The organism is Marinilabiliales bacterium, assembly GCA_007695015.1.
Taxonomy (GTDB): domain Bacteria; phylum Bacteroidota; class Bacteroidia; order Bacteroidales; family PUMT01; genus PXAP01.
In genome coordinates, this window is the sequence record REEN01000095.1 from 1 (window position 1) to 12720 (window position 12720).

The 12720-nt window shown below is 49.0% G+C and carries 10 protein-coding genes; 3 read left to right on the forward strand and 7 right to left on the reverse strand.

Going from position 1 to position 12720, the window contains the following annotated elements; all coding sequences use genetic code 11:
- Window positions 1-152: 152 nt before the first annotated feature.
- Window positions 153-1598, forward strand: a complete 1446-nt coding sequence (locus EA408_12620) for a PQQ-dependent sugar dehydrogenase (GenBank protein ID TVR69456.1) — start codon at window positions 153-155, stop codon at window positions 1596-1598.
- Between the two features lie 83 nt (window positions 1599-1681).
- Here EA408_12620 and EA408_12625 read toward each other — a convergent pair whose 3' ends face one another.
- Window positions 1682-3031 carry a flavoprotein oxidoreductase gene (locus EA408_12625; protein ID TVR69457.1) on the reverse strand — a complete coding sequence of 450 codons (1350 nt, stop codon included), beginning with the start codon at window positions 3029-3031 and terminating at the stop codon, window positions 1682-1684.
- Between the two features lie 20 nt (window positions 3032-3051).
- Window positions 3052-4389: a gfo/Idh/MocA family oxidoreductase gene (locus EA408_12630; GenBank protein ID TVR69458.1), complete on the reverse strand. Its 1338-nt coding sequence runs from the start codon at window positions 4387-4389 to the stop codon at window positions 3052-3054.
- Window positions 4390-4601: 212 nt separating this feature from the next.
- On the opposite strand from EA408_12630, the gene EA408_12635 reads away from it, so the two are divergent.
- The gene (locus EA408_12635) at window positions 4602-5357 is read left to right on the forward strand and encodes a sulfite exporter TauE/SafE family protein (protein ID TVR69459.1); all 756 of its coding nucleotides are present in this window, start codon (window positions 4602-4604) and stop codon (window positions 5355-5357) included.
- Window positions 5358-5404: 47 nt separating this feature from the next.
- Here EA408_12635 and EA408_12640 read toward each other — a convergent pair whose 3' ends face one another.
- The 3 genes from EA408_12640 to EA408_12650 all read right to left on the reverse strand — a co-directional run bounded on the left by EA408_12640 (window position 5405) and on the right by EA408_12650 (window position 8427).
- On the reverse strand, window positions 5405-6049 hold the full coding sequence (locus tag EA408_12640) for a hypothetical protein (GenBank protein TVR69460.1): 645 nt from the start codon (window positions 6047-6049) through the stop codon (window positions 5405-5407).
- Between the two features lie 169 nt (window positions 6050-6218).
- On the reverse strand, window positions 6219-7550 hold the full coding sequence (locus tag EA408_12645; protein ID TVR69465.1) for a twin-arginine translocation signal domain-containing protein: 1332 nt from the start codon (window positions 7548-7550) through the stop codon (window positions 6219-6221).
- A 28-nt stretch (window positions 7551-7578) separates the two neighbouring features.
- Window positions 7579-8427 carry a ThuA domain-containing protein gene (locus EA408_12650; GenBank protein ID TVR69461.1) on the reverse strand — a complete coding sequence of 283 codons (849 nt, stop codon included), beginning with the start codon at window positions 8425-8427 and terminating at the stop codon, window positions 7579-7581.
- 219 nt (window positions 8428-8646) lie between these two features.
- On the opposite strand from EA408_12650, the gene EA408_12655 reads away from it, so the two are divergent.
- The gene (locus EA408_12655; GenBank protein ID TVR69462.1) at window positions 8647-10953 is read left to right on the forward strand and encodes a T9SS C-terminal target domain-containing protein; all 2307 of its coding nucleotides are present in this window, start codon (window positions 8647-8649) and stop codon (window positions 10951-10953) included.
- A gap of 183 nt (window positions 10954-11136) precedes the next feature.
- On the opposite strand, the gene EA408_12660 is transcribed toward EA408_12655, so the two are convergent.
- Both EA408_12660 and EA408_12665 read right to left on the reverse strand, forming a co-directional pair.
- On the reverse strand, window positions 11137-12231 hold the full coding sequence (locus EA408_12660) for a hypothetical protein (protein ID TVR69463.1): 1095 nt from the start codon (window positions 12229-12231) through the stop codon (window positions 11137-11139).
- The coding region (locus EA408_12665; protein ID TVR69464.1) for a hypothetical protein at window positions 12221-12720 on the reverse strand (500 nt) is incomplete at its 5' end. The genes EA408_12665 and EA408_12660, both read right to left, overlap by 11 nt.

Below are 12720 nucleotides of genomic sequence, written 5' to 3' on the forward strand. Positions count from 1 at the left end.
TATACTTTATACGAATGAAACCCGCATCAACCTTCGGCAGACAAAATAACATGTATAAAGCATGAGGGTTCCATACGTTCAAGGCACTGAATACCGATAATATGCTAAACTTAATTCATTGATTATAAACTTTATTAACCTGATTTGTACGTATGAACTCAAGATATCTTTACACTTTCTTCCTGCTTATCCCGGTGGTGGCTCTTATCTGGCTTATCAAGCCCTCAGAACCAGGATATATTGAAGGAGAGCTGATTACCAGCTCGATGTTGAACAGGTCGCAGGCAGTATCCAACTATGAGCGCTACTGTGCATCCTGCCACGGTATGCATATGGAACGGTTTGCCGGAGCCGACCGCGAGGCAATGTTCAACATGCCCGTTGACCAGATGGTGGCTATCATCAGGGACGGTGACCTCACTACCGGTATGCCGGCTTTCGGCGATGCACTGACTACTGATGAGATCAGCGACATTGCCACCTATATCCTTACCGATATGAAGGAGGCCAGCAGGACATTTGAGTACCGTCCTGTAATGGACCCGGTGCAGAAAACGGAAAGAGTTAACTTCCGGCTCGATACCTTGATTACCGGACTTGAGGTGCCGTGGGGCATGGTATGGCTGCCGGACGGCGACATGCTGGTAGGCGAAAGGAGCGGCCAGCTTTTCAGGTTCAGAGACGGGGTATTCATTAGTGTTATTGAGGGTCTGCCCCCTATTTTTGCACATGGGCAGGGGGGACTGCTGGACCTGCGCCTCCATCCCGGTTATGAGGATAACGGCTGGCTATACCTTTCATATTCCACCTACGGGCCGGGCGGGCCTGCCGAGGGAGGCAACACCGCCATAATGAGGGCCAGACTTGATGGTAACCGGCTGGCGGACAGGGAAGAGATTTTCAAAGGGATTCCCGATACACGCAACGGTGTTCATTTCGGATGCCGTATGGTGTTCTGCGATGACGGTTACCTCTTTTTTTCCATCGGCGACAGGGGGAACTGGGACAATTCACAGGACCTCACCAACCACGCAGGTAAGATACACCGCATAAAAGATGACGGAACCATCCCTGCCGGCAACCCCTTTGTTGATCACCCGGGCGCCATGCCCTCCATCTGGTCATACGGGCACAGAAACCCGCAGGGACTTGTAAAGCATCCTGAAACCGGCGTAATATGGTCGACCGAACATGGCCCGCGCGGCGGCGATGAGCTGAACATTATCAGGAAGGGTCTCAACTACGGCTGGCCGGTAATCTCCTACGGCATCAATTACAACGGAACCATCATTACCGAGCTTACAGAAAAAGAGGGGATGGAGCAGCCGGTGATCGAATGGACACCCTCGATCGCTCCCTGCGGAATGACCTTCGTTACGGGTGAACCTTTCAGGGCGTGGAACAACAGCATCCTCTCGGGATCGCTCAGCTTCCGCTACCTTGTGCGCAACGAGATTGAGGGAGAAGAGGTGGTTCACGAAGAGATACTGCTGCGGGAGATCGGACGCGTGCGCAACGTTGATCTGGGCCCTGACGGAATGGTTTACGTTGCCGTTGAAAACCCGGGCGTCATCTACAGGCTGGTACCGGTTGAATAGCCCCTGATCACAAAACTCAATCTTACTGCATATCACGATTAGATGCAGGACAGGGAGAAACAGCCACAGAAGGCAGCTCTTTGCTAAAGTAAAGTCCGTGCCGCTGTCTGCACAGGATCCCACACCGGTGAGAAAGGCGGCGCATAGGAAAGGTCAAGGTCCACAACCTGTTGTACCGTCATCCCGGCAGTTATTGCCGTAGCTATTGTATCAATCCTTTTGGCCGATCCGGCCGTACCAGCAATTTGTCCGCCCAGCAACCTGCCGGACTGTTTTTCGGCCAGCAGCTTCACGGTCATCTTTCCCGTACCGGGATAATAACCTGAGCGGACCGGACTTTCAATTGTGGTGGTCAGGAACTCCATTCCCAGCTCACCCGCCTCCTTCTCCGACAGACCTGTACGTGAAATTTCCATTTCCCTGAATTTGGTTATGGCTGTACCGATAACGCCGGGAAATTCTGCATCGCCGCCGCTTATGTTGACACCGGCCACCTGTCCCTGTTTATTGGCAACCGTGCCCAGGGGAACGTATACCTTACTTTTTTTGATTAGATGGTATGATTCAGCGCAATCACCTGCAGCCCATATCCCGGGAATACTGGTTTCCATCTTTTTACTGACAGCTATGGCATCCCCTGCACCGGTGGCTATGCCCGCCTCAGCGGCGATGGCTGAGTTTGGCCTGACCCCGACACCTATGATCACCAGGTCTGCCTCCAGTACACGACTGCCGGTCACAACTGCATTTACCCTGCCATCATCTCCTTTTTCAAACCCTGCGAGCTTCTCCCCTGTAAATACCTTCACCCCCTGCTCAGCCATATATCCGGAAATAAGCTTTGAAATATCCGGATCCATGGTAATCATTACCTGTTCAGCCATATCAATAAGTGCCACATCCATACCCCTGTCCCTGAATGCTTCCGCCATCTCAATCCCGATATAGCCGCCACCCACAACCACGGCCCTGGCAGGCCGTTGCTCCTCTATGTACCGGAATACATCTATCCCGCTTTGAAGTGTTGAGAGACAAAACACACCTTCAGTATCAACACCTTCAATACCGGGCACATAGGGAGAAGCGCCGGTTGCAATCAGTAACTGATCCCATGATTCCCAAAATTCCCTGCCCTTCTTCACATCAGTAACCAATACAAGTCTCTTTTCAGGGTCAATCCGGGTAACCTCATGAAAAATCCGTACATCAATATTCTGTTTCTTCCTGAAGACCTCAGGATTCCTGGCAATCAGCATATCGGGCGACCCTACCAGTCCGCCCACCAGGTAGGGTATCCCACAGGCAGCATAAGAGGTATGTTTGCCACGCTCAAAAACAACTATCTCCATGTCCGGCTCCTCGCGCCTTACCTTCGAAGCTGCACTCATGCCGGCGGCATCGCCGCCTATTACGACAAGTTTGTTTTTGCTCATTGCCTTTTATACTCCGGTTATCAGGAACTGGTTCCGGGAACGGGAGGCACAGGCGGTATATCTACCGGCCCCATGCTGTATTCCGTTGGTCCGAGCCTGAGGTTGGAGTTCATCATGTCATCCCATGTCATCTGCCTTCCTGTATAAGCTGATTCACGGCCCATGATGGCAGCCATGTTGCTTTCGCAAACATTCTGCACCTCGTTGATATAATTACCTGTACGGATGGCTGTGACCAGGTTGATATGCTCCTGCACGTAGGGGCTTATCGCCACGCTGGTCCGGCGAGTGCCGTCATCGCCCATCGGGTACTCATATTCCCATATCAGGTTATCGTTATAGTCCCATATCCTGTTGCGGCAATTGGTGTATCCCTTGGTCCCGTAGATCATTTCCGATACATTGTTTGCACAGCCGTCAATCTGCCTGCACATAGCATGAAAGTGCCTTCCGTCATCAAAGGCGAAATCTACGCTGAAGAAATCATACTGGTCGCCCAGCGGTCTCCTGTGCCTTCCTCCGAAACCCACGGCATTTACAGGGTACTTTTCGAAAAACCAGACGATAATGTCTATGTTGTGAATATTCTGGTCGAGGATATGGTCTCCCGATAACCAGCACCAGTTAAAAAAGTCGCGTATCATGGCCTCCATATCCGACCATCCTTCCCTGGGATAGACATGACGGAAGGAGCCCTGGTTCCAGTAGCAGTTGGCTGATATAAGATCACCAATGGCGCCATTCTTGATCATCTCGAAAGTTTTCACATAATCCCTCTGGTGGCGCCTCTGTGTGCCAACCACAACATTGAGGCCCGCCGCCTCAGCCATCCTGCCCGAAGCCATGACCGAGCGGACCCCAACCGGATCAACGCCCACACACTTTTCAGCAAATACGTGCTTCCGGGCCTGCACCGCATACAGCAGGCTCTCCGGCCTGAAATGTGTCGGCTGGCACAACAGCACAACATCTATATCTGAATCGATCACTTTCTTAAAAGAATCGAATCCCAGGAAACAGTTTTCGTCGGGTATCTCAACACCCCTGTGCTCTCGGAGTGCATTCCTGCAGCGATCCAGCCGGTCCTGGAAAACATCACCCATTGCCACGATCTGGAGATTTGGTCCTGCACTCAGAAAGTCAAATGCTGCGCCGGTACCCCTGTCCCCGCACCCTACAAGTCCGGCCTTCAGCGGGGGCCCGTCGGGAGCCTGATCAGGAAAAACAGGAGCGGTATATTGAGGTTTTCTTTGGCAGGAAGATACAAGTGAACCAACGCCAAGTGCTCCCAGGGCACCAATGGCCGCAGCATCGCCAATGAATTTACGACGGCTGAAATCTTTTGAATTTTTGTTCATTACAGTTATCGATTATATTTATAAAAATTATAAAAAGCTGTTGCAGAAATTTCATATTGTGTCCGGTGAAAATCTCCTGGCCAGAAAGGTCAAAAATAGACTTTCTGTAATATCCTGCAATTATTTAACAGTATTTTTTCAAACAAACAAACGCTGTATCAACATTTATAAAAACTTGTGTAGTTTTGCCCCCGTTGTCAAACCAGCCAGATATGCCAGCCGAACTATCCGGATCACTTACTGTTATGCACTGGGCAGTCCTTGCAATGGTTGCCCTGTTTGTCGGCATGTCAAAGACGGGAATTTACGGACTTGGAATGCTGGCCGCCCCGCTGCTGGCAGGCATATTTGGAGGCAAAATATCTGCCGGACTGCTCCTTCCCATGCTTTCGATGGCAGATATAATAGCTGTAATCTACTATAACAGGCATGCCAGCTGGCATCATCTCCGGAAGCTCTTTCCCTTTGCCGCACTCGGCATAATCGCGGCCATCTGGGTGGGAGCCGTAATTAACGACAGTACATTCAAGATACTGATGGGAATTTTCATACTCGGAGGTATACCCGTTATGATATGGAGGGAACGGATGCGGAACACAAGGGCGCTGCCGGCCAATTGGTGGACAGGCAGTTTCTTTGGTGTTACAGGCGGGTTCAGCACCATGATAGGAAACACCGCCGGCCCTATCATGAGCCTTTACCTGCTTGCAATGCAATTGCCCAAAAATGTGCTTATTGGAACAGGTGCATGGTTCTTCCTGGTTGTCAATCTTTTCAAGATACCTTTCCACATACTTGTCTGGGAAACCATCACACTCCGTTCCTTTACCATAAACCTGGTGATGCTTCCGGTAATTATCACCGGAGGCTTTCTGGGCATCAGGCTTGTACGTATCATTCCCGAAAAACCGTTCAGGTGGCTGATCATCATTATGACAACCATGGCCTCGGTCAGGCTGTTCTTCTAGTTTGGATTTTATCGCCGGTTGAATGCAGAAAGATTTTTCCGGATCGCTCAGTTCCTTCCGCCGATAAGGCCAGGAGCGTAACTATTGGTACTGTATCCCGAACCATTCAGGCTTACAGTCAGGCTCCTGCCCTTGTCGTATGAGTAGAGCAGGGCAATTCTTGCCTGGGGGCTTGTAAAGTATGAGATGTCGGGAACAAATATGTGGCCCTTCTTATCGGTGTGCATCGAGGCAATCTCGGCAAGTTTCTCAGCACCCTCCTCTCCTCCGCTTACAGCTCTGAAGAAAGGATTCTTCGAAATCTTATCAAAGGGAACCGACCCTGTCTCAACCTTGTCAAAAGGGACGCTGGCCCTGGCCTTTCCAAGTTTAAGCCTCGACAGCAGATTGTCGGTATCAACAACTGCATCCCTGTGAAAGACTGGTCTGTCAATAAAGAACACCTCCTTCTTCCCAGGCAGGTAAAGTACCGCCGTAAACCCGACAAAATACTTTGTGGTCATTATCTCTCTGATCTCCCGTGCCCTGTGGCCTTTCTCGCCATAGTACCGGTGTATAAATGAGGTCAGCTCGGGGAAGGCAGGTTCGGAGTAATTCTCATGCCTAATGCTTTCGAGTAATGTTTTTGAGTTCGACGGTCCGAAAAATGGATGCCTTGCTGCCAGTTTTCCACCCTGGTGCGGGAACTCCATTTCTGTTTGTTCCATTATTAAGCAAAATGTTTATTTTACATAATTATGCAATTATTCCGCACCAAGTTACCAATTATATTTCAAAGCAGAAACCAAAATCCAAAAGATACTTTGCAAAACATGTATCCGGACATGTTTTCCGATACAGGGTAAGTATTTGATCCGGAAATCAGGTTTTTAGCTCCCAGTTATTATGATATTCCGGCATTATGTAGGAGTCCGCCTCACGATTATTTTTGAACTTCATCTCATCCGGCAGATACTCGAGGCTTTTCCCGCCCGACCTGTGGGAAATATTTGCAATACAGGCCAGTTCGGTTGCATAGCAGCCCTTTTCAACCGTACCGTTGGTATCAGGATTGTTATTTCTTATACAGTCCGTCCAGTTGATCATATGATCATGCTGGTCACCATACGGGCCGGATCTTCTCCGTGCCTCAATAAGGGGTTTGCCTCCCCTGTCATTCTGCGGAATGATCTCCCAGCCTGTACGGTTACATACCAGCGTTCCGTTACTTCCGATCCAGGCAACCCCGTCGCCCCTGTTATACAATCCCTGTACAGCCTGTTCCCAAACCACATGATAGTCATCAAACTGAAAAACTGATGTCTGTACCCTGGGTGTCTCGGTCATGGTTTCAGGGTGCCGGTACCCCACCGAATAGACTGATTTTGGATATGCCCTTTTGTTTCCCAGTGCCAACAAACCGTCAAAAGCCGAATCGAGGTAATGTACCCAGTCCGTTTGCTGCCCTCCTCCAAAATCCCAGTAATTCCTCCACTGACGGTGCAGCCTGTTGCTGTTATAGGGCCGGTAGGGTGCAGGCCCCAGCCACATCTTGTAATCAAGGGTCTCAGGAACAGACTGTGGTGCAGGATCATAAATCACCGGATCAGTGGTGCCCGATATCCAGCAATGCACCTTGAAAACATCTCCCAGTATGCCGGTACGTAAAATATCAAATGCTTCGAGGAAGTAATCAAGGCTGATGTGCCACAGCCCTGTGGTAACAACAGTCTGGTATTTCCGATGCAGTTCCACCATTATCCTGCACTCTGCTACGCTGTAACCGGTTGGCTTTTCGATATATATAGCTTTGCCTGCCCGGCAGGCCTCCGCAAACATTATTGCATGCCAGTGATCGGGAGAGGCAATAATAACAGCGTCTATATCTTTATCGTCAAGAAGCAGGCGAAAATCAGAGTATTGCTTAATATTGCCGGCCCGTGACGGAAACTCTTTTTCAAGGACAGCGATCTGCTCCCTCAACCTCACCTGGTCAACATCACACATTGCGGTACAATGCACCGCCTGATCGGCCCTGAGCAGGTACTGCATATTAACGGTACCAAACCAGTTAACACCTATTACACCCACGTTGATGCGGTCAGCCGGTGTGGATGATCCATAGAGATCATGAGGCATTGACGAGTACAATCCGGCTCCCGCCATTGCCATTGCCGATTTTTTAAGGAATGACCTTCTGCTGCTGTTTTCCATAATCATTAAATTTTTCAATATCTAAATGTTAATATACACCCAATCCGGTTGCTGCCCAGAAGATACCACCGTATATGTGGTCCAGGAACCTGCTGTCCCTGTATAGTGAAGGCATATGCCCCAAAGATGTCTGAAAAGACCTTCCCCCGTCAAATTCGTGATACCAGGCTATTGGATGAAAATCACCCATGTATGCGATCCTTGTATCATCACCCCAGGTTTTTCGGGGATCATATGTCGATTCATCCACTGTAAGCAGGTAATTAAGTCCGGGAGTCAGCTCCGGGCCAAATGCATACCATTCATCAGTCCACAGCCACCTGTCAGGCAGATGCATGGTTGACGGATGGTTTTTGTCCACTACATGCATAACAGCGGTCTGTTCTTCAGGATGATAGGTGAATACGCGGCCTACCAGTTGCCGGTACCAGTCACATTCGGTGGTCATTGCCGAAGCCCCGTGAATGCCGACAAACCCGCCGCCATTACGGATAAACTTTTTGAAACTTTGAAGCTGCTCATCATTAAAATCCCTGGTGGTGGAATGGAGAAAAACTATTACATCAAACTGTTCGAGCGCCCTATCATTGAACATGCCGTTTACCGTGGTCCATGTCATTCCGAAAGCATGCCGCTGTGCCATCTCCTGGAACTCAAGCAGTGCAACAGGCTCGGAGATGTTATGCCAGCGATCCGGACTGGTATAGACGAGTACCTCAAACTGATTAACGCTGTGAGGCTGTCGAAACCTGTTGTCAGGCTGCGCATGACCCCTTCCGGAAATCATCATAATAAAGATCAGCACTAGTAAACAATTAATTTTTTGCATAACAGAAGTTTTAATTATAAAAAAATGATTGCCGCCAAAACAGCTCATGACAATCAGAGTATTTTAAATAAATTGACTGGCAGCATTCCTTTTAAAAGAGCAGGGAACCATCCCTGTTCTTATCCTGCCACAAGTTAACAAAATAATTCAGAAGAGGGTAATTTGGTTTTTAGCTCAATAATCATAATTTTGCCACTGATCAAACTAACCTAGCTGTCATTTCTCAAAACAGGCTGCCCGTAATACCAGCAATAATATGCTCACAAAATGATACACTCTGCCCTGCCTGTTACACGTCTTGAAACTACCGCTTTAGCTTTGTGCATGCTTTTCATTGGCATGGTAAAAACAGATGCCGCCATTTATCATGAAGGCAAGGCCACAACGAAGCTGCAGAAACTCCTGACCGTTTTACCCGATACCATTGAGGGAGCCTACAACCTTAAAGTGACTGAGCGCGCTGGCGACCTTGCCACCATAGAAGACAGCCTGCTCCACAGGGAGGATGTCATCTTCTACGGAGGGTTTGAAGAAGGATACAACAATACACAGTGGAGAAACAGGTGGGGGATTCCCTGGGTCAACAGGGGTCCTGCCAATTATGTGACAGACAACCATTTTATTGGCGAAAAATCGCTGCGGGTCAGCTATCCGGAAGGAGGCGTGGGGCCGGGTGAGACGGGGGGGCAATTTCCCATGGTTCTTGCAAATATGGAAGGGCTCACAGAGGGTTATTACCAGGAACTTTACCTCCGGTATTACCTGAAATTTGAAGAGGGTTTTGATTTCAGGCTTGGAGGCAAACTGCCCGGATTAATGGGTGGCGGCAACTCATGGTCCCGTTCAGGAGGTGACCAGCCGGATGGCACCAATGGCTGGACCCTGCGGTTTATGTGGCGCAGGAATGGCGACATTGTTGTCTATGCATACTTGCCTCCCAGTGATAACGGGAAATGGGGCGGAGTTCAGTGGGGGCAGGACATTGACTGTGATTTTGCTGCAGAACCTGGAAGGTGGCACTGCATTGAACAATATGTCAATGTCGGCACCCCGGGGCATGATGACGGCAAACTTAAAGTCTGGATTGACGGAGAGAAAATGCTTGATATAGACGATATGCGGTTCTGGGATGTTGAAAACAACTACGGGAGGATCGGCGGAGTTTATTTCTCGACATTTCATGGTGGCAGTAGCTCCGATTGGGCGCCAAGGAGAGATTCGTATGCCCAGTTTGACGGCTTTGTCATGGCACATGAAAGAATAGGCGAGGTCAGAAGGGAGAAGCCTGAGTTCATACTTGATACAATCCTACTGCCTGACGGGTACAGGGGCCACCGGTACAATGCTGCTATCAATGCAGCATCGGGCGGTTTACCTCCCTACCGGTGGTATGCAGCAGGCAATTCACTGCCTGTCGGCATGCAGCTTTCGCGTGACGGTAAAATGACCGGCTTCCCCGAAGAGGAAGGCAACCATGAACTGATTATAGAAGCCAAAGATCAGTCCGGCGAAATCATATCCAGGAAGGCCCCGGTCACCATCCTGTCAGGTGAAGACGTAAACCTGGCCAACGGGCACACAATATCAGACCACAGCGGGAATTTCGACCCGGGCAGTCCGGTTGAGGGCCTGTGGGACGGAGATGTATCCGGAGACCCTTCCGGTTCGCCCGGAGCCGGTGACACCGGTTCATTATGGGTGGAATGGGATCTGGGTAAACATTACCGGATCTCGCTGATCAGGATCTTTGGTGAAGACGAAGGTGATTGGATAAGCAACCACTATACAGTCAAAACACGGAAAGAGACCTCGGAAGACTGGAAAACCCTGATTGATAAGGAAGACTGCTTTTCAAGCCAATGGATCGAGACCCGGCTTGATGATTCTGCAAGGTACCTGCGACTTGAGGTTACCGGCGACACAATAGCAGAAGCCACCCGTGTAAGGGCCTTTGAGGTATATGCCGGCGAAGGTTTCACAAGGTCAGCCGAAACAGACAGTATAGAGATAATTCCTGCAGCGCCGGTAGCGGGTGACACGGTAAGGATGGTAACGCACATCTCCTTTAACGCCGTTGATTGTATGCTGACGGACTACGACGTATATATAAGTGAGGACACTATACGGGTTGCGACCATATACACCACCGGGAACAGGAATGAATTATTCAGCACTGCCGACACCCTGGAGCTGGGAACACTCGATGCCGGTGAATATATACTCTATTATTATCTGTCGGAAGATACTTCCGGGCCGGAAACATACCTGGCGTCAGACACAATAACGCTTACCGTCGATGTAGCCACCAGCCTGGACCCGGAGATAACACCGGGCAATCAGATCAGGATCTATCCCAATCCGGCCTCAAATGCAATAAATGTTGATCTTACCATGCATGGTAATGACAGCCATGATATAGATATTTATTCTCTATCAGGTCAGAAGATCAGAACCATCAATAATGCAACAGGCCTGTTGACCATTGATATCAGCAGCCTCTCCGGCGGGGTATACATACTTGTCCTCACCAGGGAAAATAAAGAAATTGAAACATCTCTGTTCATAAAGAAATAACCCTGAACCAACGGATAATTATTTCCCAGAGAAGTCTTTCATCTGTATAAAGCAGGTTAATGAATCTAATAATCAATTAATTATGTTAAGCAGGTAATTCATGTTAAGTGTTTCAATTCCGATGGAACCCCCATGGTTTGTTCATTTTATTTTGTCTGCCGAAGGCTGATGGAGGTTTCAGTACTAAAGGTCCTCAAGTGTAATGACCCTGGGGTCCTCCATCAGTCTGTCAAAGTTAAGGTTGTCAACAATTGACACCTTTGCGCCGGTCCAGCTGTGCCACTGAAGGAAGTAGGCGGCCTTACCTGAAAGATATTCAACAAGCAACATCTGGTCAAATTTCCCATACGTCTCCCTGTCCGGACCTATCTCGCTCATAACAAAGGGCTTTCCAAACTTCGAAAGGACAGCATAGTCTTTCAGTTCAGGCACTGGCTTATAACTGCTCAAACCAACAACGTCGACATAATCACCCCCCGGATAATATGTATCAGCACCCGCAGTATAGGATTCCACGGTAGTTGGTGAAAACACCCACACAAGGTTGGTCAGGCCATGCCGGTTTACAAAAATATCATACATATCCCTCCATAGGCTGACATAGGCATCAACATTTGTCTGACCGTCACCAAAGCTGTCGGTCCCCCACCAGAACCAGTTACCATTCATCTCATGGAACGGCCTCCATATTACGACAACTCCATTGTCGCGTAGGTACTCCAGGTTTTTTATTACGATATCAAGCTCATCAAAATACCTTCTCCCGGCCTCGTTTTCAGGAGCAGTGCTCAACAGCATGGAAAGGTCAATAGAGCCCTTCCCGGCAACAGTGTTAATCCTGGGATTGTACCTGTCGGAATCAGAAAATGGATTATCTGCATGCCAGCTTATTGTTACCAATCCACCCTCATTCCAATGATCGATAAGTCTCCGGTTAATTACATCAAAGTCATTATCAGGCTTCCATCCGTAATCAGCACCTATCAGTGCAGGCCTGCTGCCTGTCAGGTCAAACAGCCTTTCCACCTCTCTTTCATACACCAGGTCAATATTGTCGCCATCTCCACAATGCTGCCCGGAAATGATGTGTCCGGATTCGATAACAGATCCCATAAAAGAGACAATTCCGGAAGGAGTCCTGTCTGACAACCGCGGAACCCCGGCATCATTAACGGCATTGCAGGCAATGAGGAAGATTGCAGTCACTACCGGAACAATATAATAAAACATGATTTTCTTGTGCATAAGAATTAAATTGTGGAATGGTTTACTTTTCAATAACCATCCTGGTGTATCCTAGCGAACCGTTAAACCCTGCTCCCTGTATCGTTACATTGAGAGGGCCGGCTTCTTTATCCACCGGCATGAAAAAGTTTACCGAACCATCTGCACCGGTCACAAGATTTGGTTCCCAGTAGATGATCCTCTCATGGTCGTGATCGCCGGTAAATCTTTCATAGGAAACAACATCAGTATAAAAATAACGTACCTCATGGTATCCCTGAACCATCAGATGCATCACATCAACAAGTCCGGTATACCCCGGTTCCTTTATATACGCGATAACAACCCCCGAACCGCCCCGCGATCCGAATGCTACGGTGCTGGAATGCCTGAATATTTCGATCCTTTCAACATCCCTTATCGGGGTGCTGACAAACCAGCTCCGTTCCACAAACCGGCCGTTGATCATATACTCTACCTCGGTCCTTCCGTAGACACTTGTCAGACCATGCAGCCTCACATAATCCCCCTCAACAATAAGTC